Origin of the sequence: Caulobacter segnis ATCC 21756, from assembly GCF_000092285.1 — a bacterium.
Classification (GTDB): domain Bacteria; phylum Pseudomonadota; class Alphaproteobacteria; order Caulobacterales; family Caulobacteraceae; genus Caulobacter; species Caulobacter segnis.
Genome location: NC_014100.1, coordinates 3,159,982 through 3,182,241, shown reverse-complemented (window position 1 = coordinate 3,182,241; position 22,260 = coordinate 3,159,982). Strand labels below are relative to the sequence as shown.

The 22,260-nt window shown below is 68.3% G+C and carries 22 protein-coding genes; 10 read left to right on the top strand and 12 right to left on the bottom strand.

The genetic code is table 11. The features are described 5' to 3' along the window. Positions 1-9: 9 nt before the first annotated feature. The 4 genes from CSEG_RS14675 to CSEG_RS14660 form a co-directional block, all read right to left on the bottom strand. Entirely contained in the window at positions 10-735 is a 726-nt protein-coding gene (locus tag CSEG_RS14675; protein ID WP_013080022.1) for an endonuclease III domain-containing protein, read from the bottom strand. A gap of 99 nt (positions 736-834) precedes the next feature. Beyond that, positions 835-1,404: an NUDIX hydrolase gene (locus CSEG_RS14670; protein ID WP_041538661.1), complete on the bottom strand. Its 570-nt coding sequence runs from the start codon at positions 1,402-1,404 to the stop codon at positions 835-837. Continuing rightward, positions 1,392-2,393, bottom strand: a complete 1,002-nt coding sequence (locus tag CSEG_RS14665; protein WP_013080020.1) for an inorganic phosphate transporter — start codon at positions 2,391-2,393, stop codon at positions 1,392-1,394. Before CSEG_RS14665 ends, CSEG_RS14670 begins: the two co-directional genes overlap by 13 nt. Before the next feature lie 5 nt (positions 2,394-2,398). Continuing rightward, positions 2,399-3,043 carry a DUF47 domain-containing protein gene (locus CSEG_RS14660; protein ID WP_013080019.1) on the bottom strand — a complete coding sequence of 215 codons (645 nt, stop codon included), beginning with the start codon at positions 3,041-3,043 and terminating at the stop codon, positions 2,399-2,401. 178 nt (positions 3,044-3,221) lie between these two features. On the opposite strand from CSEG_RS14660, the gene CSEG_RS14655 reads away from it, so the two are divergent. The 3 genes from CSEG_RS14655 to upp are packed head-to-tail and all read left to right on the top strand — an operon-like array spanning position 3,222 to position 6,544. After that, entirely contained in the window at positions 3,222-3,686 is a 465-nt protein-coding gene (locus CSEG_RS14655; RefSeq protein ID WP_013080018.1) for a (2Fe-2S)-binding protein, read from the top strand. After that, on the top strand, positions 3,686-5,860 hold the full coding sequence (locus tag CSEG_RS14650) for a xanthine dehydrogenase family protein molybdopterin-binding subunit (protein WP_013080017.1): 2,175 nt from the start codon (positions 3,686-3,688) through the stop codon (positions 5,858-5,860). The genes CSEG_RS14655 and CSEG_RS14650 overlap by 1 nt, the downstream gene beginning before the upstream one ends. Positions 5,861-5,914: 54 nt before the next feature. Continuing rightward, positions 5,915-6,544: a uracil phosphoribosyltransferase gene (gene upp / locus CSEG_RS14645; protein WP_013080016.1), complete on the top strand. Its 630-nt coding sequence runs from the start codon at positions 5,915-5,917 to the stop codon at positions 6,542-6,544. Between the two features lie 13 nt (positions 6,545-6,557). Here the strand turns inward: upp and CSEG_RS14640 are convergent, their stop codons facing one another. Together CSEG_RS14640 and CSEG_RS14635 are read right to left on the bottom strand one after the other, a co-directional pair. After that, complete coding sequence (locus CSEG_RS14640) at positions 6,558-6,956, bottom strand: Dabb family protein (protein WP_013080015.1); 399 nt, start codon at positions 6,954-6,956, stop codon at positions 6,558-6,560. A 796-nt stretch (positions 6,957-7,752) separates the two neighbouring features. Next, on the bottom strand, positions 7,753-8,646 hold the full coding sequence (locus CSEG_RS14635) for a 5'-methylthioadenosine/S-adenosylhomocysteine nucleosidase (protein ID WP_013080014.1): 894 nt from the start codon (positions 8,644-8,646) through the stop codon (positions 7,753-7,755). 150 nt (positions 8,647-8,796) lie between these two features. On the opposite strand from CSEG_RS14635, the gene CSEG_RS21645 reads away from it, so the two are divergent. Next, positions 8,797-10,833: an ATP-binding protein gene (locus tag CSEG_RS21645; protein WP_157038993.1), complete on the top strand. Its 2,037-nt coding sequence runs from the start codon at positions 8,797-8,799 to the stop codon at positions 10,831-10,833. A gap of 8 nt (positions 10,834-10,841) precedes the next feature. On the opposite strand, the gene CSEG_RS14625 is transcribed toward CSEG_RS21645, so the two are convergent. The 5 genes from CSEG_RS14625 to CSEG_RS14605 all read right to left on the bottom strand — a co-directional run bounded on the left by CSEG_RS14625 (position 10,842) and on the right by CSEG_RS14605 (position 15,451). Continuing rightward, positions 10,842-12,119, bottom strand: a complete 1,278-nt coding sequence (locus CSEG_RS14625) for a metal-dependent hydrolase family protein (protein ID WP_013080012.1) — start codon at positions 12,117-12,119, stop codon at positions 10,842-10,844. Positions 12,120-12,164: 45 nt separating this feature from the next. Beyond that, the gene (locus CSEG_RS14620; protein WP_013080011.1) at positions 12,165-12,602 is read right to left on the bottom strand and encodes an acetyltransferase; all 438 of its coding nucleotides are present in this window, start codon (positions 12,600-12,602) and stop codon (positions 12,165-12,167) included. Between the two features lie 84 nt (positions 12,603-12,686). After that, the gene (locus CSEG_RS14615) at positions 12,687-14,183 is read right to left on the bottom strand and encodes a phosphomannomutase/phosphoglucomutase (protein WP_013080010.1); all 1,497 of its coding nucleotides are present in this window, start codon (positions 14,181-14,183) and stop codon (positions 12,687-12,689) included. 99 nt (positions 14,184-14,282) lie between these two features. Continuing rightward, complete coding sequence (locus CSEG_RS14610) at positions 14,283-15,239, bottom strand: KpsF/GutQ family sugar-phosphate isomerase (protein ID WP_013080009.1); 957 nt, start codon at positions 15,237-15,239, stop codon at positions 14,283-14,285. Next, the gene (locus tag CSEG_RS14605) at positions 15,236-15,451 is read right to left on the bottom strand and encodes a hypothetical protein (RefSeq protein ID WP_083778481.1); all 216 of its coding nucleotides are present in this window, start codon (positions 15,449-15,451) and stop codon (positions 15,236-15,238) included. Before CSEG_RS14605 ends, CSEG_RS14610 begins: the two co-directional genes overlap by 4 nt. Before the next feature lie 148 nt (positions 15,452-15,599). Between CSEG_RS14605 and gpmA the strand changes: the two genes are divergently transcribed. The 3 genes from gpmA (at position 15,600) to CSEG_RS14590 (ending at position 19,029) form a co-directional block, all read left to right on the top strand. Beyond that, the gene (gene gpmA, locus CSEG_RS14600; protein ID WP_013080007.1) at positions 15,600-16,313 is read left to right on the top strand and encodes a 2,3-diphosphoglycerate-dependent phosphoglycerate mutase; all 714 of its coding nucleotides are present in this window, start codon (positions 15,600-15,602) and stop codon (positions 16,311-16,313) included. A gap of 82 nt (positions 16,314-16,395) precedes the next feature. After that, positions 16,396-17,655, top strand: a complete 1,260-nt coding sequence (locus tag CSEG_RS14595; protein WP_041538325.1) for a pentapeptide repeat-containing protein — start codon at positions 16,396-16,398, stop codon at positions 17,653-17,655. A 108-nt stretch (positions 17,656-17,763) separates the two neighbouring features. After that, on the top strand, positions 17,764-19,029 hold the full coding sequence (locus tag CSEG_RS14590) for a pentapeptide repeat-containing protein (protein WP_013080005.1): 1,266 nt from the start codon (positions 17,764-17,766) through the stop codon (positions 19,027-19,029). A gap of 79 nt (positions 19,030-19,108) precedes the next feature. On the opposite strand, the gene CSEG_RS14585 is transcribed toward CSEG_RS14590, so the two are convergent. After that, a complete protein-coding gene (locus CSEG_RS14585) occupies positions 19,109-19,564 on the bottom strand; it encodes an Hsp20 family protein (protein ID WP_013080004.1) in 456 nt (151 codons plus the stop codon). A gap of 233 nt (positions 19,565-19,797) precedes the next feature. Here CSEG_RS14585 and CSEG_RS14580 point away from each other — a divergent pair, with 233 nt between their 5' ends. The 3 genes from CSEG_RS14580 to CSEG_RS14570 all read left to right on the top strand — a co-directional run bounded on the left by CSEG_RS14580 (position 19,798) and on the right by CSEG_RS14570 (position 22,236). After that, positions 19,798-20,640, top strand: a complete 843-nt coding sequence (locus tag CSEG_RS14580) for a class I SAM-dependent methyltransferase (RefSeq protein WP_013080003.1) — start codon at positions 19,798-19,800, stop codon at positions 20,638-20,640. A gap of 61 nt (positions 20,641-20,701) precedes the next feature. Beyond that, on the top strand, positions 20,702-21,583 hold the full coding sequence (locus CSEG_RS14575; RefSeq protein ID WP_013080002.1) for a class I SAM-dependent methyltransferase: 882 nt from the start codon (positions 20,702-20,704) through the stop codon (positions 21,581-21,583). Further along, complete coding sequence (locus CSEG_RS14570; RefSeq protein ID WP_013080001.1) at positions 21,580-22,236, top strand: hypothetical protein; 657 nt, start codon at positions 21,580-21,582, stop codon at positions 22,234-22,236. Before CSEG_RS14575 ends, CSEG_RS14570 begins: the two co-directional genes overlap by 4 nt. Positions 22,237-22,260 lie beyond the last annotated feature (24 nt).

The window sequence follows — 22,260 nt, the reverse complement described above, 5'->3', positions numbered from 1 at the left end:
ATGACAGGTTCAGCCGCGCGCTCGCCATTCCAGCACATCGGCGCTGTGGCCGACCCCGACCTTGGCGCACATCGCCTTGACCGGGCACGCGCCGCACTTGGGACCCTCGTGCGGGCAAAGCATCTGGCCCAGGCCGCGCTTCATCAGCCAGTGCAGCTCGAAGAGGTCGTCGGCGGTCCAGGCGTCGGGCGCCAGGCCCATCAGCGTGTGATAGGTGTGGGTCGTGTCGCCGGCGCCCACCAGGCCGATCCGCTTGGCGACGCGGTCGACATGGCTGTCGACGACGAGGGCGCGCATCGCCAGGTCGCTGAAGTTCAGCACGCAGGCGGCGACCTTGACTCCGACGCCAGGCAGGGCCTGCAGCTCCCAGCGGGCCTGGTCGACCGTCAGGCCCTTCAGGTGGCTCAGCGACAGCCAGCCGACCTTGTCGCGGATCATGCGCAGGGCTGTGGTCAGGTAGCGGGCCTTGTCGGCGGGGAAGGTGACGTCCTCGATGATCCGCGCCACGGCGGCGACCGGCGCGTCGGCCAGGTCGTCCCAGTTCTTGAACGCGGCCCGCAGGCGCAGGAAGGCGTCCCAGGAGACGGCGTCCTGGGTCCGGCCGCTGATCGACGACTTCACCAGTTGGGAGATCGGATCCATGCGGGTGACAGGCCGCTGGGCCCCGAACTCGCAGAGCAGGGCGTCGCGCACGCTTTCCAGCGGCGAGCGGGCGAGGGCTAGGGATAGCTGCATGGGACACCGCCGCACGAGAACATAATGGGAACATTATGCGCGGCGTGGACAGTTGTCCACAGGCATCTAATCCGTGTCATCGAGAGAGAGGGTTAGTTCCTACCGCCCGTACCGCCCCCACAGCGCCGTGATCCGGCGGCGCAGGCGCTGGAAGGTGACGCGGCCCGGCGTCGGGGCGGGGGTCGGGGGCGGGTGGTCTTCTTCCGAGAGCTCGATCCCGGCGAAGCGGGCGATCAGGTCTCGCAGGTCCGGCTCCTGGACGGCGAGCGCGGCTTCGACAGGCGTCATCCACTGCAAGGTGCGCTGGCCCTTTTCGGGCCAGGTCGCGTGCTCGCCGGTCACCTGCAGCGGGAAGACGTCAACCCGGACCAGCTTGGCCGCGCCGCTCTTCAGGCGCTTGAGGTACTCGTATTCGCCGGCGGGCTTGTCGGCGATGACGCCATCGAGGCCGGCTTCCTCGTAGGCTTCCTGGGCGGCGGCGGCGAAGTCGGTCTTGCCCTTCATCGGCCAGCCCTTGGGGATCACCCAGCGGCGGGTCTCGCGCGAGGAGACCAGCAGGATGCGCAAGGCCTCGCCCTCGCCCCGCCAAGGCAGGGCGGCGACCTGGCGGCGCTTGCCGCCGGACTTGCGTCCTTCCTGCTTGCCTCGCGGGGCCGTCACTTCATCCAGAACCCGAGGTAGTAGAACAACGCCGCCGTGAGGGCCGCCGCCGGCAAGGTGACGATCCAGGCGATAACGATGTCCTTGGCCACGCCCCAGCGCACGGCCGAGACTCGGCGCGAAGCGCCGACGCCGACAATAGCGCCTGTGATTGTGTGAGTCGTCGAGACCGGAACCCCGACATGGGTCGCCAAAAAGAGCGTGATCGCGCCGCCCGTCTCCGCGCAGAAGCCCTGCATCGGCGTCAGGCGGGTGATCTTGCTGCCCATGGTGTGGACGATCCGCCAGCCGCCGAACAGCGTGCCCAGGCCCATCGCCGTCTGGCAGGCCAGCACAACCCAGAACGGGATGTGCCCCGGCTGGTCGGTGGCGCCATGGGCGAACAGCAGGGCGGCGATGATGCCCATGGTCTTCTGGGCGTCGTTGCCGCCGTGACCCAGGCTGTAGAGCGCCGCCGAGACGAATTGCGCCTTGCGGAAGATGCGGTCGGCGAAGAACGGCGAGGTCTTCACGAAGGTCCACGAGACGATCAGCACCAGCACCAGGGCCAGCAGGAAGCCCATGGTCGGCGAGACCACGATGCCGGCCGCGGTCTTGCCCAGGCCCGCCCACTGGATGGCCGACAGCCCGCCGACCTTGGCGATGGCCGCGCCGACCAGGCCGCCGATCAGGGCGTGCGAGCTGGACGAGGGGATGCCCGCCCACCAGGTCAGCAGGTTCCAGCTGATCGCGCCCATCAGGGCCGCGAAGATCAACCGGTCGCTGATCACGTGCGGATCGACGATGCCCGAGCCCACCATCTTGGCCACGTGCAGGCCGAAGAACAGGAAGGCGATAAAGTTGAAGAAGGCCGCCCAGATGACCGCCCACTTCGCCGACAGCACGCGCGTCGAGACGATGGTGGCGATCGAGTTGGCGGCGTCGTGCAGGCCGTTGAGGAAGTCGAACGCCAGGGCGACGACGACCAGGAAGACCAGGATCAGGAGCGTGGGGTCCACGAGGCTTAGACCTGCTCGACGACGATGCCGCTGATGCGGTTGGCGACGTCCTCGAAGCGGTCCATGACCTTCTCGAGGTGGCTGTAGATGTCGATGCCGACGATGAAGGCCATCGGATCACCCTGGCGGCTGGCCAGGAACAGGTCCTTGCGGCCCTGGTCGTACATGTGGTCGGACTGCTCCTCGATCTCGCGGATCCGGACCGAGATCTCGCCCAGCTTGTGGGCGTTCTGGCGCATCTTGGGCAGCAGGGCGACGGCCTGCTCGGTCAGCTTGGCGGCCTCGACGATGACGCCGGCCATGTCCTTCATCTGCGGCTCGAAGCTCTTGACCTCGAACAGGCTGACGACCTTGGCGGTCTTGCGCATCTGGTCGATGGCGTCGTCCAGCGAGGTGGTCAGGTCCTGGATGTCGCTGCGGTCGAAGGGCGTGATGAAGCTGCGGCGGACGGCCAGCATCACCTGCCGGGTGACCTCGTCGGCCTCTTCCTCGTGCTGGTAGACGCGGGCGCTGGCGGGCTCGACGGCGTCGCCGCCCGCGGTCATGTCGCGTAGGGCCTCGGCGCCGTCCACCAGCGTTTTGGCGTGGGCGGAGAACAGGTCGAAGAACGCGTCTTCCTTCGGCATGACGGCCTTGAACAAGCCCAGCATGGTGTCGGTCTTTCCTTGCGAGATCGCGTTCGTCCGTGGTCGGATCGACGCGGGGCGCACCGGAACCACGGAAGGATTTGGCCGTCAAATCCTATCTGTGAAACTTATGTGACAGTTCTCGCGCAAACGGCGCTGTTGAGGCAGATTGCGAGCAACCTCAGAGAACGGGAGTCTCCGCATGGCCTTCACGCTGACCGTCAATGGTGAACCCAGGACAGCCGACGTGGACGGCGATACGCCGCTGCTTTGGGTGCTACGCGACACCCTGGGCCTCGTGGGCGCCAAGTTCGGCTGCGGCGCGGCCCTGTGCGGCGCCTGCACGGTGCACTTGGATGGCGAGCCCATCCGGGCTTGCGTCACGCCGATCAGCGACATCGGCGGCAAGACGGTCACGACGATCGAGGGGATCGGCAAGACACCGGTCGGCGCCAAGGTCCAGGAGGCCTGGAAGGCGATCGACGTGCCCCAGTGCGGCTACTGCCAGGCGGGCCAGATCATGTCGGCCACGGCGCTGCTGGCCAGCAAGCCCAAGCCCACCGACGCGGACATCGACGAGGCGATGAACGGCAATCTCTGCCGCTGCGCGACCTACATCCGTATCAAGAAGGCGATCAAGGTCGCCGCCGGCCAGGAGAAGGCGTGATGGACGGCGAGATCCTGCGCGACCCGACCCGTCGCTTCGTCCTGCAAAGCGGCGCGGCCGCTGGCGGCGGCCTGCTGCTGAGCTTCACCATGACCGCCGAGGGCCAGGCGGCCGGCGACACCCAGGTCAACGCTTACGTCCGCCTCGCGCCGGACGGCAAGGTCACGATCGCCTCGAAGGTCCCCGAGGTGGGGCAGGGGATCAAGACCGCGCTGCCGATGCTGATCGCCGAGGAGTTGGACGTCGACTGGTCGGCGGTGACCGTCGAGCAGGCCATCGCCGACAGCAAGATCTACGGCCGCCAGGTGGCCGGCGGCAGCATGGCCACCACGCTGGAATATGACGGCCTGCGCCGCGTCGGCGCCAGCGTCCGGGCGCTGCTGATCCAGGCCGCCGCCGCCCGCTGGAGCGTCCCGGCCGACAGCCTCTCGACCGAGCCAGGCGTCGTGGTCCACGCCGGCAGCAAGCGCCGCGCCTCGTATGGCGAACTGGCCGCCGACGCCGCCAAGCTGACCCCGCCCGATCCCAAGTCCCTGACCCTGAAGGACCCCAAGGCCTTCCGGATCATCGGCAAGAGCCACAAGAGCCAGAACCTCGACGCCATCACGACCGGCGCGCCGACCTACGGCATCGACACGCGCCTGCCGGGCATGCTGTACGCCACCTTCGCCAAGGCCCCCGTCTACGGCGCCAAGGTCGCGAGCGTCGACCTGGCCCCGGCCAAGGCGGTCAAGGGCGTCAAGGACGCCTTCGTCGTCGAGGGCGGCGACAACCTGCTGAGCATCATGCCCGGCGTCGCCGTGGTCGCCGACAGCTGGTGGTCCGCCCGCAAGGGCCGCGAGGCGCTGGACATCCAGTGGGCCGCGCACCCGACCGCTGGCCAGAGCAGCGCCGGCTTCGCCGCCAAGGCCGCCGAGCTGGCCAAGGCGCCGCCGCACCGCACCCTGCAGAACGACGGCGACGTCGACGCGGCGCTGAAGGGCGCGGCCAAGACGGTCAGCGCGGCCTACAGCTATCCGTTCATCGCCCACGCGCCGATGGAGCCGCAGAACTGCACCGCTAGGGTCGAGAATGGAAAGGTGGAGATCTGGGCGCCGACCCAGAACCCCGAAGCCGGACGCGCCCTGGTCGCCAAGGCCCTGAACGTCGATCCCTCGGCCATCACCATCCACCTGATCCGCGGCGGCGGCGGTTTCGGCCGTCGTCTGATGAACGACTACATGGTCGAGGCCGCGGTGATCGCTTCGAAGGTCGCCGCGCCGGTCAAGCTGGTCTGGACCCGCGAGGAGGACATCCAGCACGACTTCTACCGTCCCGCCGGCTGGCACAACTTCACCGCCGGCCTCGACGCGAGCGGCGCGGTGGTCGCCTGGAAGGACCACTTCGTCACCTTCGGCGAGGGCGAGACCTTCAACCTGTCCGCCGGCATGAACTCGACGCAGTTTCCGAGCCGGGCGGTGGCCAACTATCGCCACGACGTCTCGGTGATGCCGCTGGGCTTCCCTACGGGCTATCTGCGCGCGCCGGGCAACAACGCCTTCGGCTTCGTGATCCAGGGCTTCACCGACGAGCTGGCCCATGCCGCCGGCAAGGACCCGGTCGCCTTCCGCCGCGAGATGCTGGGCGCGCCGCGCCTCTTGGGCGAGCCGGGTAAGGGCGACAGCTTCGACACCGGCCGCATGCGCGGGGTCCTCGACCTCGCCGCCGAGATGTCCGGCTGGGGGCGCAAGGTCCCGAAGGGCACGGGCCTGGGCGTGGCCTGCCACTACAGCCACCTCGGCTATGTGGCGGTGGTGATCCAGGCCACCGTCAAGGACGGGGCGATCAAGCTCGACAAGGTCTGGGCCGCCGTCGACTGCGGCCGTCAGATCGTCAACCCGGCGGGCGCGGAGCAGCAGGTGCAGGGCTCGGTGCTCGACGCCATCGGCGCCGCCCTCTACCAGGGCATGACCTTCGAGAACGGCGCGGCGGTGAACAGCAACTTCGGCGACTTCCCGCTGCTGCGGATGGCCGACGCGCCGCCGGTCGAGGTGCGCTTCAAGCTGTCGGACAACAATCCGACGGGCCTGGGCGAGCCGGCGTATCCGCCGACGCCGGCCGCGCTGGTCAACGCGTTGTTCGCCGCCACCGGCAAGCGCATCCGGTCCCTGCCGATCGGCGACCAACTGGCCTGAGCTAGAACGCGCGTGCTAGGAGCGGGGAGCCCCCGTTCCTAGCCGAGCCGCGCCATGTCCCAGGTCACCGTCGTCAATCATCCGCTGGTCCAGCACAAGCTGACCCGGATGCGGGACAAGACAACCTCGACCAAGACCTTCCGCGCCCTGATGCGCGAGACGGCCACCTTGCTCTGCTACGAGGTCACCCGCGACCTGCCCATGGACAAGGTCGAGATCGAGACGCCGGTCGCCAAGGCCAGCGCCTACGAGATCGCCGGCAAGAAGCTGGTCTTCGCCCCGATCCTGCGGGCGGGGCTAGGCATGTGCGAGGGGATGCTGGACCTCGTCCCGTCGGCGCGGGTGGCGCACATCGGCCTCTATCGGGACCACGAGACGCTGGAGGCCATCGAGTACTACTTCAAGGCGCCGGAGGACATTTCGGGCCGTCTCACGATCGTGGTCGATCCGATGCTGGCCACCGGTCACTCGGCCATCGCCGCGATCTCGCGCCTGAAGCACTACGGCGTCACCAACCTGCGCTTTGTCTGCCTGCTGGCGGCGCAGGCCGGCGTCGACGCCCTGCGCGAGGCGCACCCCGACGTGCCGATCTGGACGGCGGCGATCGACGAAAAGCTCAACGAGCACGGCTACATCGTGCCGGGCCTGGGCGACGCCGGCGACCGGACGTTCGGGACGCGGTAGGAGCCGGGCGGCGTCAGACCGACAGGCTGTCGTAGACGACGACCTTGCTCCAGAGGTGGCCGCAGTCGGCGACGAACTTCTGGTGCAGCGGGTGGTCCTGGTAGCGCTTCTGGTCCTCGACGCTCTTGAAGACCATCAGCTCGGAGACGTCGTAGCTGTTGTCGACCACGTCGCGCTTCTCCGTCGAAGCCGGGACGCCGACGTGCAGCTGCTGGATGACTTCAATCCCCTTCAGCGCCTTCAGGCCCGCGATCAGCTGGTCGCGGTCGGCCTTGGCGCCAGGGGTCTTGAGCCAGAAGAACACCTGATGGAACAGCACCGGGGCGTCGCTCGCGGCGCTCGCAGGCGTGGCGAGGGCGGCGCCGGCCGCGAGGCCGCTGGAGAGCAGGACGCGGCGATCGAAAGGTGGCATGGGCTGGTTCCTCCGTTCGCCGTCCGACCGTCCATGGTCGGAGCGAACCTTACATCTCTTGGAGGCCGCAGCGTGCAGGACTGATCAGGTCAGTCAAGGACGACGCTGCGCGTCGCCGCGGCGCGGTCGCCGAAGGCGATCCTTGAGTGACCTGATCAGTCCTGCGATCGTCTCGCCGTGAGATGTAAGGATGGCTCCCGTCGCTGGGGAAGGGGTTTCAAAGCGCTAATCGGCCAGCGCCGCAGGCCCCCACCTGACCACGCTTCGCGTGGTCGTCCGCCCCCGGAGGGGGCAGAAGGAAGCGCCCTTCTTCCCCCTCCGGGGGAGGAGCGCGTCAGCGCGGAGGGGGCAAGTACGAGCGTTCGCGGCGCTGTATCATCCGCGTAGACGGAATCGAACCGAACGATTTCAACGACTTCTCACTTTTCCACGCCGCTGTATCATCCGCGTTCAAACCCCGCCCATACTTGTTCTCACCCGATGGCTTGGAAGGGACGTCCGGCCGGCGATCGTGACGGCTGTCGGGGGTGGTCGAGCGGGACTTTAGGTTCGGGCTGAAATCGCCCGGACGGTCCGGGGACCGGGGTCGCCAGCCCTGGCCCGCCCGCCGGGGGCCTCTTTCGGAAGCGGGTTAAGACCCCGCGCGTCGAAGGCTCACCGGATAACGGCTACGCGGAGCGTTCGAGCTTCGTCGAAACGGTAATCACTACTCACACTCCGGACGAATGTCCGGGCGCTCCGCATCCCCTTCCATCCCTTCAGCGGGCCACCCGCGTGAAGCGGCGAAGACGCGCGGCTAGTTCGGCAGCGCCTTGACGAACGCCTTCACCACCGTCGCCGAATTGTCCGAGGCCAGGGCCATGAAGGTGTGCATCTCGTTGGCGCCCGCGCCGCCGCCGGCCAGGTCCGACAGGCTGCGGAAGGCGATGAACGGGGTCTTGTTGACCAGGGCCACGTGGGCGACCGCGGCGCTCTCCATGTCGACCAGCCGGGCCTCGAAGGCCGAGCGCAGGTATTTGCGGTAGGCGGCGTTGTCGAGGAACACCGGGGCCGAGACGCCGGCGCCGCCGATCACCACCTTGGGCGGATGAACCAGGCACTTGTCGGCGGCGCAGCGCTGCAGGGCGACCGAGGCGGCGACCGTCTTGGCGGTCTCCAGCAGGGCCGGATCGGACGGGAACCACACGCGGCCGTCCGGCGCCGAGGGCAGGACAATCGCGCGCGGGAAGATCATGCCGTAGTTGGGCAGGGTGCTGTTGCGGATGCTGGACGAGACCTCGAAGCCCTTGTCGGTCTCGCGGGCGAAGGCGCTCTCCAGGTTCTGCGCCCAGCGGTCGGCCACCACGACGTCGCCGATGTCGAGGCCCTCGTCGACGCCGCCGGCGATGCCCGAGAAGACGATGCGGGTGATGTTGAAGCGGTCGATCGCCATCTGGGTCGTCATGGCCGCGTTGACCATCGACACGCCGCTGAGGAACACCACCACCGGCTTGCCCTCCATCTGGCCGGTCATGAACTTCACGCCGTGGACGTCGAAGGTCTTCTGATCCTGGGTCGCGGCGTTCAGTGCGCCGATCTCCGGCGGGAAGGCCGAGATCACCGCCACGCGCGGCGTCTCGTCCAGGCGCTGGGCGAGCGCGGGCGAGGCGAACAGGGCGACGAAGGCGAGGACGAGGACGGGCAGGCGCATCACGACTCCTTAATGACGCGCCGAACTTAGCGGTCCCCCTGCGTCAACCCAAAGCCCTAAGCGCTCCGAAACACGGAATGGGTGGAGCGGTCGCCCGCATAGCGAGAACCGAAGTTGCGCGAGCGAGTATGTCTTGGCACTGTGGATCACATGCCCGAGCGATCAGACTTGCCGCTGAACCTGGGACGGCTGAAGGCGATGCTGCTTGTGCTCGCCTTCGGATTGGCGGTGTTCGCGCTCGCGGCCCTGTCCATCGAACTGCCCAGGCGGCCCGGGCACAATTCGCCGGTCTGGATGCCCAACGCGCTGATCGCCGCGGCGCTGTTGAGGACGTCGCGTGATCGATGGCCGATATTGCTCGCCGCCGCCGGCGTGGCCTGTTGGGGCGCGGCCGTGGCGTTCGGCGCGGCGATGGGCCTGGCCCTCGGCCTGACCGCCGCCAACCTGGTCGAATGCCTGTTCTGCGCCGTTGCGCTGCTCAAGCTGGCGGGCCCGGACCTTTCGGTCGGTCGCCCCCGGCACCTGGCCTTGCTCGTGGGGGTCTGTCTATGCGCCACCCTCGTTTCGGGCGGTCTGGCGGCTCTGGTTTTTGGCCTGCGCGGCGGTGATCATCTGCCGCTGCGAGCGGTCAGTTGGATCGCGGGAAACGCTCTGGGGCTCCTGACCCTGGTTCCGTGCCTCCTGGCGCTGAGCCGAGCCCGCGAGCTCCTCAAGGAACGTCCGGTGACCCGAAGCGGCTGGGTGGCTCTGGCGGCCTTGGCGATCACGTCGGTCGCCGTCTTCGGGCAGAGCCGCTATCCGCTGCTGTTCGTCATTCCCCCGGCCTTGGCGCTGTTGGCGCTGGAGTTGGAGGTGCTGGGCGCGGCGTTGGGCGTGATCATCGTCGGCGCCGTCGCGGTCTGGTTCACCGGCGTCGGCTCTGGGCCGATCACCCTGGTGCAGGGCGATCTGACGGAACGGGCGCTTTTCCTGCAGCTGTTTCTGGGCGTGTCGATCCTGTCGGCCCTGCCTCTGGCCTCGACCAGCGCCCAGCGCCGCCGCCTTCAAGCCGCGGCCGAGGAGGCGGCTCATGTGAAGGCGGATTTCCTGGCCAATATGAGTCACGAACTCAGGACGCCGCTCACCGCGGTGCTGGGCTTCGCGCAGTTGGTCGAGCGACAGCCCGAACTCAGCGCCGAAACGCGCGCCTACGTCCAGCGCGTGACCAGCGCCGGCAAGGCGTTGCGGGCGACGATCAACGACATCCTCGACTTTTCCAAGCTGGAGGCCGGTCAGGTCGATATCAAGCCGCAGCCGATGTCGGTGGCCGAGCTGACCCGTGAGGCCGTCGACATGTTCGCCGCACAGGCGCGGGAAAAGGGCGTCCTGCTGCGCCTGGCCGACCTGTCCGACCTGCCGCTCCTGATAGAGGCCGATCCGGATCGTCTCAGGCAGGTCCTGCTGAACCTGATCGGCAACGCCGTGAAGTTCACGGAAGTCGGCGAGATCGCGGTTCAGGCCCGTTTGGACGCCCGCGCCGATCACATCGTGTTCGAGGTTTCCGACACCGGTCCCGGCATGAGCGCGGACCAGAGCAAGCGCCTCTTCCAGCGCTTTTCGCAGGTCGACGCGGGGGCGGCGCGCAAGCACGGCGGCACGGGCCTGGGGCTGGCGATCTGCAAGGGGCTGGTTGAGGCGATGGGCGGGTCGATCGGCGTGGACAGCCGGCAAGGCCAGGGATCTCGCTTCTGGTTCACGATCCCGGCGATCCTGGCCGAGCCGGCGAGCGAGCCCTCGACGCCGGCGGAGGTCGTGAGCTTGCCCGAGGATTGCCGCGTGCTCGTCGTCGACGACAACACCGCCAACCGCCAGCTCGTTCGCGCCATCCTGACGCCCTTCGGCGCCGTTCTGACCGAGGCCGCCGACGGCGACGAGGCGATCGAGGCGGCGGAAGCCAGGCCGTTCGACATCATCCTGATGGACTTGCGAATGCCCAAGATGGACGGACGGACGGCGACCGCGCGCATCCGGACGGGGCGCGGGCTCAATCGCGGAAAGCCGATCCTGGCCTTCTCGGCGGACGCATCGGCGCCGATCGCCGACCCGCTATTCAGCGGCCACGTGAACAAGCCGATGACCGCGTCGGGTCTGGTTCAGGCCATGTCCGAGGCGATCGCCAATGGCGGAGCGGCCCGAGGTCCGGTCTGACGACGGTCTCAGGGCCGGCGGACGACCTGCCCGCCCTTGACGACCAAAACCACCGAGCGCGTCGCCTCGATCGCTTGCGTCGGATCGCCCGTCACCGCGACGATGTCGGCCAGATAGCCAGGCTTCAACTGGCCCAGAGTCTCGCCGCGGCCCAGCGTCTTGGCGTCGATCGCCGTCGCGGCCAGCAGGGCCTGGACCGGGGTCATGCCGGCCTTGACCATCAGGGCGAGCTCGCGGGCGTTGTCGCCGTGGCGGAACACGCCGACGTCGCTACCCATGCCGATGGTCACGCCGCTCTTCAGCGCCAGCTTGAAGGCCCGGTCGGCGTTGCGCATGGCGGCCGTCGGCGGGGTCTGGCCGGCGACATAGCCGCCGAAATAGGTCGAGGTGCTCTCGACCGCTGTCAGGGTCGGGAAGAAGACGACGCCCTTCTCGGCCATCAGCTTGAAGGTCGCTTCCGAGCCGCCGTAGCCGTGCTCGATCGTGTCGACGCCGGCCAGCACCGCGCGGCGCATGCCCTCGTCGCTGGAGGCGTGCGCCGACACCGGGCGTCCGCTGGAATGGGCCGTGTCGACCAGGGCCTTCAGCTCCTCGAGGCTGAAGGTCGGCTGCGTGGAGCCATCCGGTCCGACCCGGTAATCGGCGTAGACCTTGATCCAGTCCGCCCCGGCGCCGGCCTGCTCGCGGACGGCCTTGATCACTTCCGGAACGCCGCTGGCCTCTTGCGCGCCCTGCGGGATCTCGGCCTCGGGATTGAAGTTGCGTCGGGCGGGGCCGTAGGCGCCGGTGGCCACGATGGCCTTGGTGGCGACGAACAGACGCGGGCCGGGGATCAGGCCTTCATTGATCGCCTTCTTCAGCGGCGCGTCGGCGGCGCCCACGCCCTCGGTGCCGAGATCGCGCAGCGTCGTGAAGCCCGCCTCCAGCGTCGCCTTGGCCTGCACGCCGGCGCGCAGGGTCCGAGTGATCGGGCTCTCCTTCAGCACCTGATCGTCCCAGGACGTCTCGTTGTACGGGTGCAGGAAAAGGTGGCTGTGCAGGTCCATCAGCCCCGGGATCACCGTGGCGCCCGGCAGGTCGATCACCTCGGCGCCGGTCGCGTCGATCGAGGCCAGCGGTCCGACGGCGGCGATCTTGTCGTCCTTGACCAGCACCGCCCAGCCGGCGTGGGGCGGTCCGGCGTCCTCGGCGGTCCAGACACGGGCGGGCTTGAGCAGGATCGGCTGAGCGGCGACCGCTAGGCTGGGCGTCAGGATCAGGGCGAGGGCGGTGAGCAGGCGGCGCATGGGCGACTCGTTCGGCTGTGCGGCTCGCAGCTAAACCCGAACCGCTCAGACGCCAAAGCGCAGATGGATCAGCGGGTAGGCGCGGCCCTGGCCGTCGGTCGCCGACCAGCCCGTTCGCTCGAAGCCCATGTGCTCGTAGAAGCCGACCGCCTGGGCGTTCTGTTCATTCACATCGGTGGTCAGGATCGGATGCACCGCCAGGGCGTAGTCGATCAAGATGGCGCCGATGCCGGCCCCGCGATGCTCGGGATCGATGAACAGCGCCTCCATGTGGCTGTCGTTGACCAGCATGAAGCCGAGCGGCCGATCACGATCGTCGACGGCCAGCATCAGCGGCGCGCTCGGCAGGAAGGCCTCGACCTCGCGCCCGATCGCCGCCCGGTCCTCGGGCGTCAGGAAATCGTGCGTCGCGTCCACGGCGGCGGCCCAGATCTCGACGACGCGTGGGCCGTCATCGGGGCGGGAAGGGCGGAGCTTGATCATGGCCGCGTCGGTAGACCACCTGGGCCCAAAGAGAAAGGCCGAGGCTTTCGCCCCGGCCTTCGATCGAGCGGCGATGAGGCCCGGTCAGATCTCCTGATTGTACTTGCCGACCCGGTCGCCCAGGCGCGGCTTGACCTCCTGGCGGAAGAGGGCGCGCATGTCGTCCTCGGACTGGGTGCTCTCGACCACCACCACGACCTCGGGCTTGTTCGACGAGGCGCGGACCAGGACCCACGAGCCGTCCTCCAGGTGGACGCGCACGCCGTTGACCGTGATCACCTCGGTGATCTTGCGGCCCAGGATCGAGCCGCCGGCGGCGAACAGGTCCTCGTATTCCTTCACGACGTCGGCGACGACGCCGTACTTCACCTCGTCGCCGCAGTGCGGGCTCATGGTCAGCGAGGTGAAGGCCACCGGCAGGGCCTTCTTCAGGTCGCTGAGCTTCTTGCCCGGATTGCGGTCCAGCATGGCCAGGACGGCGGCGGCGGCGGTCAGGCCGCAGTCGTAGCCGTAGCCCAGCTCGCCGTTCATGAAGAAGTGGCCGCTCTTCTCGAAGCCGGCCAGGGCCCCCAGCTCGGCGCTCTTGCGCTTGATGTAGCTGTGGCCGGTCTTCCAGTAGATCACCTGGCAGCCGTGGGCCTTCAGGATCTCGTCGGTGGCGTAGAGGCCGGTCGACTTGACGTCGACCACGAAGGTCGCGCCGGGATGCAGAGGGGCCAGATCCCGGGCCAGCATCAGGCCGATCTTGTCGGCGAAGATCTCCTCGCCCTCGTCATCCACGACGCCGCAGCGGTCGCCGTCGCCGTCGAAGCCGAACGCCAGGTCCGCCTTGTGCTCGTGGACGGCGTGGGCCATCGCGTGCAGCATCTCGGCGTCTTCGGGATTGGGGTTGTACTTGGGGAAGGTGAAGTCGAGGTCGGTGTCCATCGGCACGACCTCGGCCACGCCCATCTTCTGCAGGGCCTCGACCACGAAGGCGCCGGCCGTGCCGTTGCCGCAGGCGGCGATGACCTTCAGCGGACGGGTGATGCTGGCGCGCTTGGCGACGTCGTCGATGTAGCGTTGGGCCTCGCCCTGGACGCGGATCAGCTTGCCGCCGTCGCGCTCGACGAACTCAGCGCCCAGCACGATCGCCTTCAGGCGGCTCATCTCGTCCGGGCCGAAGGTCAGCGGCTTCTGGGCGCCCATCTTCACGCCGGTCCAGCCGTTCTCGTTGTGGCTGGCCGTGACCATGGCCACGCACGGGATGTCCAGGTCGAACTGAGCGAAATAGGCCGTCGGCGAGAGCGCCAGGCCGATGTCGTGCACCTCACAGCCGGCGCTGATCAGGCCCAGGATCAGGGCGTTCTTGATCGACGACGAGTACGAGCGGAAGTCGTGGCCGACGACGATCTTCGACTGACCCAACTCGTGGATGTAGGTCCCCAGACCCAGACCGAGGGCCTGAACGCCCAGCAGGTTGATCTCGGGCCCGAACAGCCAACGCGCATCGTACTCGCGAAAGCCCGTCGCCTTGACCAGCGGCTCGTTTTCATAGGCGGCGGTATTGGGAACGAGATCGGCGCGCGGCGCGGAGAACATCAAGAAGCTCGCTTCAGTTGTGATGACGTGGCTTTAGCCGCCAAGGTTCGGAGCGACTAGCGCGATCACATGACAAGGTTCGAAAAAACCGGATGTGACCTAGATCACGCCGGCGCGGAGCAGGTCGTGGACATGCAGCACGCCAACGGGTCGCTCGGCCTCGACCACGAACAGCACCGTGATCCGGCGATCATTCATCACCTTCAGCGCCTCGGCCGCTAGAGCCCCGGGCGCTATGACCAGAGGCGCGCGGGTCATGACCTCGCCAGCCGTGTGCTGCAGCAGCCCGTCCATGTGGCGGCGCAGGTCGCCGTCGGTGATCAGGCCGGCCAGGCGACCAGAGCCGTCGACCACGCCCACGGCGCCGAAGCGCTTTTCGCTCATCACCAGCAGGGCGTCAGACATGGGGGCGTCGGCGCCGATCAGCGGCAGCTCTTCATCGCCATGCATCAGGTCGGCCACCGTGCGCAGCATGGCGCCCAGCTTGCCGCCGGGGTGGAAGACCCGGAAGTCGCTGGCCGTGAAACCACGACGCTCCAGCAGGGCCACGGCGATGGCGTCGCCCAGGGCGATCTGCAGCGTGGTCGAGGTGGTCGGGGCGTTGACCTCGGCCGTCGCCTCCGGGGAGTCGGGCAGGCGCAACACGATATCGCCGCCGCGACCCAACTGGCTGTCCTGGACCGCGGTCATGGCGATCAGCGGGATCGAGAAGCGCTTGGCGTAGGCGATCGTGTCCGACAGCTCGCGGGCCTCGCCGGACTTCGACAGGGCCAGGATCACGTCGTCGGGGCCGATCATGCCAAGGTCGCCGTGGCTGGCTTCGGCCGGGTGGACGAACATCGCCTGCGCGCCGGTCGAGGCCAGGGTCGCGGCGATCTTGCGCGCGACATGGCCGGACTTGCCGATGCCGGTGCAGACAATCCGGCCCTTGGCGTTGAACAGGGTCTCGACGGCCTTGACGAAGGCCTCGTCCAGCGACTGGGACAGCGTCCGCAGGGCGTCGGCCTCGACGCTGAGGACGCGCCGGCCGACGGCGATGGCGTCGAACGCGCTCATGGCTGGGCCTGGTGGACGGCTTCCACCGCCTTGCGAGCGGCGGCGTCGCGGCGGGCGGCGGCGTCCTTCTCGCGCTGGATCTTGGCCTTCATCTCGGGCGTCTGTTGAATGGGCGTGTGGCCGAACGGGCCCCACGAGCGGTCGCCCTGGCCTTGTGGCCAAACAAGAGAGAAGGCGATCAGCACGAGGGCGATCAGCCCCATCAGCGGCATGAAGATGCGATCAGGCATGGCCCGCCTATAGCACGGGCGAGCGCCAGGGGGAGGGGGCGCGCGCCATCGGCGCTTGACGCTGGGCGGCGCTGGCCTTAGCCCGCCCCTGACATAAGCCCGACTTCGCCTCCACTCTGAAGGAAGCCCGATGCCGACCCTCGTCCTGCTCCGCCACGGCCAGAGCCAGTGGAACCTGGAAAACCGCTTCACCGGCTGGGTCGACGTCGACCTCACGGCCGAGGGCGAAGCCCAGGCGCGCAAGGGCGGCGAGCTGATCGCCAAGGCCGGCCTCGACATCGACCAGGCGTTTACCTCGGTCCAGACCCGCGCCATCCGCACCTGCAACCTGGCGCTGGACGCGGCCAAGCAGAGCTTCGTGCCGGTGACCAAGGACTGGCGCCTGAACGAGCGTCACTACGGCGGCCTCACCGGGCTGAACAAGGCCGAGACCGCCGAGAAGCACGGCGTCGAGCAGGTCACGATCTGGCGCCGGTCCTACGACATCCCGCCGCCGGAGCTGGCCCCGGGCGGCGAGTACGACTTCGCCAAGGATCGCCGCTACAAGGGCGCGACCCTGCCTTCGACCGAGAGCCTGGCCACCACCCTGGTGCGTGTCCTGCCTTACTGGGAAAGCGATATCGCTCCGCACCTGAAGGCGGGCGAGACCGTGTTGGTCGCCGCGCACGGCAATTCGCTGCGCGCCATCGTCAAGCACCTGTTCCAGGTGCCGGACGACAAGATCGTCGGCGTCGAAATTCCGACGGGCAATCCGCTGGTCATCGAGCTGGACGCCCAGCTTAAGCCGACCGGCGCGCGCTATCTGGACGAGAGCCGGGCCGAGGCGCTGCCGCAGGTTGGCTGACGGAGCGCGGAAGCTCTTGGAAAGACGGCGTTAATCCTGTTCTGCGCAGGGTTGACGCGTCATTCAGGATCCCATGCCGCCCATGAGCGCCGACGCGCCCACAGCCCAAGAATACAAGCGCCTGACGCAGCATGATCTCGACATCATCTGCGCCAAGCACGACCGCCTGTGGTCGGCGAAGCTGGGCGGGGCGCGGGCGGTCTTTACGTTCTGTGATCTGTCCGGCCTGTCCTTGACGGGCCGAAACCTCTGCGACGCCGACTTCACCGGTGCGATGATGGTCGGCTGCGACCTGCGCAAGACCAAGCTCGACAACGCCAACCTCTATGGCGCCGACCTGCAGGGCGCGGACCTGACGGACGCCTCGCTGCGCCGGGCGGACCTGCGCGGCTCCAGCCTGCGCGGCGCGAATCTGACCGGCGCGGACATGTTCGAGGCCGATCTGCGTGAAGGGGCCATCGCCGCCGCCGACCGCAAGGAAGGCTACAAGGTCATCGAGCTGACCCAGCGCGAGGCCTATGCGATCGGGGCGAACCTCAGCGGCGCGAACCTGGAGCGCTCGCGCCTGTCGGGCATCGTCGCGACCAAGGCCGACTTCAGCGACGCGATCCTGAAGGACGCCAAGCTGATCCGGGCCAACCTCAAGCAGGCCAACTTCAACGGCGCCAACCTGGCGGGCGCGGATCTCTCGGGCGCGAACCTGGCCGGCGCGGACCTCCGCAACACCGTGCTGGTCGGCGCCAAGACGATGTCCTGGAACGTCAGCCAGACGAACATGGAAGGCGCCCTGACCGACAAGCCGGCGGGCACCAACGTCGCGGACCTGCCCTACGAGCAGATGATCGCCGACCATGCGCGCTGGATCGAAACCGGCGGCGCCGAGGGCAAGCCTTCCGTCTTCGACAAGGCCGACCTGCGCAATCTGCGGTCGGTTCGGGGTTTCAACCTGACGGCCCTGTCGGCGAAGGGCGCGGTCTTCTACGGCCTCGACATGGAAGGCGTGCAGATGCAGGGCGCCCAGCTGGAGGGCGCGGACCTGCGGGCCTGCAATCTTCGGCGCGCGGACCTGCGCGGCGCGCGCCTGAAGGGCGCGAAGCTGGCCGGCTCGGACCTGCGTGACGCCCAGATGGGGCCGCTGCTGATCACCGCCGATCGGGTGCTGCCCTGCGACATGACCGGCGCGATCCTCGCCAATGCGGATTTCGCCCGAGCCGATCTGCGCCAAGCGCGAATGGCCGGCGCCGACCTCTCGCGCGCCAATTTCACCGGCGCCCAGATGCGCGATGTCGATGTGACCGGCGCGATCCGGCTGGGCGCGCGCGGCCTCGACGACGTGATCTAAGAGGCCGTCGAAAAAAAACGCGACAATTCGTCGCGAGCTTAACTGTTCGCTGTCCCCGTCTCGATAGGGTCTCGCCAATTCATAGAGACCACCATAGGGACCATCGTTATGAACGCCGCGCCAAGCGTGGCCGGGCGTCGTCGCCTGAGCCAGGCCGAGCTCGACATGATCGTAACGGCGCACGAGAAATTCGTTACCGGCAAGCCGGGTGGCCGTCGCGCCTCCCTTCGCTTCGTGCAGTTGTCGGGCCTTGATCTGTCGTTCCGAAATCTGACCGACGCAGACCTTTCCGCCTCGATTCTGGACGACTGCCGGATGGTGCGCACCAAGCTGGACCGCGCCAATCTGTTCGGCTGCGACCTGCGCAAGTCCGATATGCGCCAGGCTTCGCTGGTGCGCGCCGATCTGCGCGGCGCCTGCCTGCGCGGCGCCAATCTGGCGCAAGCCGATCTCACCCAGGCCGACTTTCGCGAAGGCCAGGTCGCCATTCCGCACCCGCGCAACGGCGCCGAGATCCTGAGGCAGGAGACCCGGCGAGGCGAGGTCGACGAGGTCAACTTCTCCGGCGCGACCCTGGATGGCTCCGAGTTCAGCGGCGTATCGGCCTTCAAGGCCGACTTCAGTGATTGCTCCCTGCGCGGCGCCAAGCTCTCGGGCGCGAACCTGAAAGACGCCAACCTGGCCGGCGCGATCCTGGACGGCGCGGACGTCAACGGCGCCAATTTCGAAGGCGTGAATTTCGCCGGCGCCGTGATGGCCGGTGTCGACACCTCGACCGCGAAGGTCCAACGCTCGGCCCTGGTCGGCGTGCTCGGCGCCCCGACCCCCGCGGCCATCGCCAAGGCCGATGAGTTGCACCAAGCCTGTTTGGCCAACCAACTCTGGTGCAAGACCGGCGGCAAGCAGGGCGCGGTCGCGCGGCTCGACGGCGAAGACCTGCGACCGCTCGGCGACCGGCTGCGCGGGTTGCGGCTGACGGCGATGAGCGCGCGAGCCGCCTGCATGGTCGGGCTGGATCTGTCGAACGCCCACCTGCAGGGCGCCAATCTGCAGAACGCCGACCTGCGCGGCGCCAATCTGCAGGGGGCCGACCTGCGCGGCGCCAAGCTGACGGGCGCGAACCTGACCAAGGCCGATCTGCGCCAGGCTTCCCTGTCGCCGCTTCCCCTCGGCCCCGAGCGCCAGGCCCTGGTCAACATGGAGGGCGCTCGGCTGCGCTATGCGCAGGCGCAAGCCGCCGATCTCGCGGGCGCCGTGCTGGACGGCGCGGATTTGCGCGGAGCCGACCTGACCGGTGCGCGCATGGCCAAGGCGCGCCTGCGCGGCGCGGATCTCAGCCAGGTCGAAGGTCTCGACCTCTCCATGCCGGACTGAAGACGGACATGAAAAAGGCGGCGCATCACTGCGCCGCCCAAGTTCAGAGGGGTGTGGGGGAGACTTGGGAGAAGGGCGCTTAGGCGGCCTTTTCACCTTCGATCAGCGGCGAAGCGCTGGCTTTGATCTCCACGGTCCGGGGCTTCAGGGCCTCGGGCAGTTCACGCTTCAACGAGACGGACAGCAGGCCGTTCGACAGCTCGGCGTCGACCACCACCAGGTAGTCGGTCAGCTGGAACTTGCGCTCGAAATTCCGTTCGGCGAGCCCGCGGTGCAGGTACTGCTTGGCGTCGTCGTTGGCCGGCTTGCGGCCGGTGACGGTCAGCAGGTTTTCCTTCACCTCGACGTTCAGCTCTTCCGGCTTGAAGCCGGCCACCGCGATCTCGATGCGGTAGTCGTTCTCGCCGGTGCGTTCGATATTGTAGGGGGGATAGCCCGAGCTGGCTTCCGTGCGGGCCGCGGCGTCCAACTGGGCGGCGAGGCGGTCAAAACCGACGAGCGAGCGGTACAGGGGCGAAAGGTCGATCGTACGCATAGGGTCAGATCCTTCTTATCAAGCAAGGTCTTTGAGTGTGCGTCCCTTCGGCGACCCGAAATTGGCGTCGCCAGCGGTCCGGAAGGCCCGGATGTCCAGCGCCTTCGTGAAAGTAGTTGGTGCGCCGATTTTTCGGTTCAAGGGGCGCCGTTTCATCGAACGCGAATCCTTTGACGTGTCGCGCGCCCCGGCTAAGGTCGCCGCCCAACCCCTCGCCGAAGGACACTTCCCCCATGCCGCTTCGTCGTCACGTCCTGCTGCTGGCCGCCGCCGTCAGCCTCGCCGCTCCCGCCGCCTTCGCCGCGACCGATCAGGCGCTCAAGGCCGCGATCGCATCGCCCACCCGTCCAGCCGGCGACGTGGCCCGCGACGGCGCGCGTCACCCCTATGAGAGCCTGACCTTCTGGGGTCTGAAGCCCAAGCAGACGGTGATCGAGATTTCGCCGGGCGGCGGCTATTGGACCGAGATCCTGGCGCCCTACGCCAAGGCCACCGGCGGGACCTATGTCGCCGGCGTCGCCGACCTTTCCAATCCCAAGCTGTCGGAAGGCGCGCGCAAGGGTCGCGCCGACTTCGAGGCCCGCTTCTCCGACGCCGCCAAGTACGGCAAGCCGCTGTTCGTCAATTTCGGCGCGGCCTCGGGTCCCCTGGGCGCGCCGGGATCGGCCGACCTCGTCCTCACCGCCCGCAACGTCCACAACTGGACCGGCGCGCCCGGCATGGCCGACAAGGTGTTCGCCGACTTCTTCGCGGTGCTGAAGCCGGGCGGCTTCCTGGCGGTCGAGGATCACCGCGCCGATCCGCGTTCGGAGAAGGACGCGGGCGCCGACGGCTATCTGAACACGGCCACGGTGATCGCCATCGCCGAGAAGGCCGGCTTCAAGCTGGACGCCCAGTCGGAAATCAACGCCAACCCCAAGGACACCAAGGACCACCCGTTCGGCGTCTGGACCCTGCCGCCCGTAAAGCGCACGGCGCCCGGCGGCCAGCCGGCGGACCCCAACTTCGACCGGTCGAAGTACGATGCGATCGGCGAAAGCGACCGCATGACCCTGCGCTTCCGCAAGCCGGCCTGACTTTGGCCAAGGTCGGCGGTCACGCTACGGCCATCGTAGCGTACGCGTACATGGGGGCGTGATGGGGTCTATCCAGCAGTGGTCGCGCAGGAGCGTCCTGGCCGGCGCGGGCGCTTTTGGCCTCGCCGGGTGCGGCAAGGCCAAGGATGAGGCCGCGCCCGCCGAGAAGGCGCGTCCGAAGAGCCTCGAGGCGACGGTCGCCGGCGGCTGGCGGCTCGCCGCCGATCGCGCCCGCGATCGTTGGCGTCACCCCATCGAGACCCTGAAGTTCTGGGGCCTCGCGCCCGGCCAGACCGTCGTCGAGTTCTGGCCGGGGGCGGGGTGGTACACCGACATCCTCGCCCCCTTCCTGGCCGACACCAAGGGCCACCTCTACGAAGCCCTGCTGGAGACCAACAACCCGGCCGATCCGGCGGCCGCCGAGATCGTCGAGGCCTATCGGCGCAAGGTCACGAGCGCGAAGAAGATCTATGGCGACGTGACCTTCACCGCCTTCGGTCCGACAAGCGGCCCCGTGGCGCCGGCGGGCAGCGCAGACCTCGTGCTTTTCCTGCGCAACCTGCACAACTGGATGGCCGGCGGCGTCGCCGAGAAGGCCTTCAAGGACGCCCTGGCGGCGCTGAAGCCGGGCGGGGTCCTGGGGGTCGAGGAGCATCGCGGGCAGTCGGGCCGCGTGCAGGACGTTCTGGCCGCCGACGGCTATGTCCAGCAGGACTACGTGATCCAGATGGCCAAGGAAGCGGGCTTCGTGCTGGCCGCGACCAGCGAGATCAACGCCAACCCCAAGGACACCAAGGACCACCCCTTCGGCGTATGGACGCTGCCGCCCACGCGGTTGTCGGCGCCGCGCGGCGAGCCGGCGGAGCCAGGCTTCGACCATGCCAAGTACGACGCGATCGGGGAGAGCGATCGCATGACCTTGAAGTTCGTGAAGCCGGCGTGAGGCGCGCGCTGGTCCTGATGCTCGGCGTCGCTCTGGTCGCCGCCGCCACGCCAGCGCTCGCCGAGAAGGCCGCGCCGGCCAGTCGGGTCATGATGTTTCTCGACAAGTTCCTGAAGCTGCCGCCGTCTGAGCGGTCGCGGGTCAAGTTGAGCTACGCGATCCGCCACGACGGCAAGCCGGCGGCGGCGAACATCAAGGCGACGCTGGTCGAGCGGAGCGGGGCGCGGACACCGTTGCCGATCAACGCCGACGGCTATTTCGAGCGCCTGCCCAGTCTCGCCCAACTGCAGGGCGACCCACAGATCGTCTTCGACGTGCCGGCCGACTGGAAGATGGGCAGCGCGGTCAACTTCGCCCCGCAGCTAAAGCCGGCCGGCGAGTACGACGTCGGAGAGCTGTCCGCCACGGTCGCCGAAGCCAACGTGGTCATGGGCAAGGCCGGCGGCGTCCTGGCCTTCGCCGCGCCGAAGATGAGCGGAATCCTTTTCGAGAAGGCCAGCGGGGGTCTTGTCGTCTTCAACGACGGCCGCACCGCGCCGCTGCCGAGCGTCGCCGCCGGTCCCTATTTCCGACCCGGCGACTTCAAGGGCGCCGTACGGGTAAAGTTGACAAAAACGCCAAGTACGGTCGCCTTCTACAGCGGCAAGAAATAAGGGCCTGCGCTGTCTGAACGGTGT

Coding starts and splice junctions, on each gene's coding strand:
- CSEG_RS14655 (WP_013080018.1), top strand. CDS start 3,222: ATGGCCTTCACGCTGACCGTCAATGGTGAACCCAGGACAGCCGACGTG.
- CSEG_RS14585 (WP_013080004.1), bottom strand. CDS start 19,564: ATGCGTACGATCGACCTTTCGCCCCTGTACCGCTCGCTCGTCGGTTTT.
- CSEG_RS14675 (WP_013080022.1), bottom strand. CDS start 735: ATGCAGCTATCCCTAGCCCTCGCCCGCTCGCCGCTGGAAAGCGTGCGC.
- CSEG_RS14660 (WP_013080019.1), bottom strand. CDS start 3,043: ATGCTGGGCTTGTTCAAGGCCGTCATGCCGAAGGAAGACGCGTTCTTC.
- CSEG_RS21645 (WP_157038993.1), top strand. CDS start 8,797: ATGCCCGAGCGATCAGACTTGCCGCTGAACCTGGGACGGCTGAAGGCG.
- CSEG_RS14590 (WP_013080005.1), top strand. CDS start 17,764: ATGAACGCCGCGCCAAGCGTGGCCGGGCGTCGTCGCCTGAGCCAGGCC.
- gpmA (WP_013080007.1), top strand. CDS start 15,600: ATGCCGACCCTCGTCCTGCTCCGCCACGGCCAGAGCCAGTGGAACCTG.
- CSEG_RS14625 (WP_013080012.1), bottom strand. CDS start 12,119: ATGCGCCGCCTGCTCACCGCCCTCGCCCTGATCCTGACGCCCAGCCTA.
- CSEG_RS14575 (WP_013080002.1), top strand. CDS start 20,702: ATGGGGTCTATCCAGCAGTGGTCGCGCAGGAGCGTCCTGGCCGGCGCG.
- CSEG_RS14605 (WP_083778481.1), bottom strand. CDS start 15,451: ATGCCGCTGATGGGGCTGATCGCCCTCGTGCTGATCGCCTTCTCTCTT.
- CSEG_RS14595 (WP_041538325.1), top strand. CDS start 16,396: ATGAGCGCCGACGCGCCCACAGCCCAAGAATACAAGCGCCTGACGCAG.
- CSEG_RS14615 (WP_013080010.1), bottom strand. CDS start 14,183: ATGTTCTCCGCGCCGCGCGCCGATCTCGTTCCCAATACCGCCGCCTAT.
- CSEG_RS14580 (WP_013080003.1), top strand. CDS start 19,798: ATGCCGCTTCGTCGTCACGTCCTGCTGCTGGCCGCCGCCGTCAGCCTC.
- CSEG_RS14620 (WP_013080011.1), bottom strand. CDS start 12,602: ATGATCAAGCTCCGCCCTTCCCGCCCCGATGACGGCCCACGCGTCGTC.
- CSEG_RS14635 (WP_013080014.1), bottom strand. CDS start 8,646: ATGCGCCTGCCCGTCCTCGTCCTCGCCTTCGTCGCCCTGTTCGCCTCG.
- CSEG_RS14650 (WP_013080017.1), top strand. CDS start 3,686: ATGGACGGCGAGATCCTGCGCGACCCGACCCGTCGCTTCGTCCTGCAA.
- CSEG_RS14610 (WP_013080009.1), bottom strand. CDS start 15,239: ATGAGCGCGTTCGACGCCATCGCCGTCGGCCGGCGCGTCCTCAGCGTC.
- upp (WP_013080016.1), top strand. CDS start 5,915: ATGTCCCAGGTCACCGTCGTCAATCATCCGCTGGTCCAGCACAAGCTG.
- CSEG_RS14640 (WP_013080015.1), bottom strand. CDS start 6,956: ATGCCACCTTTCGATCGCCGCGTCCTGCTCTCCAGCGGCCTCGCGGCC.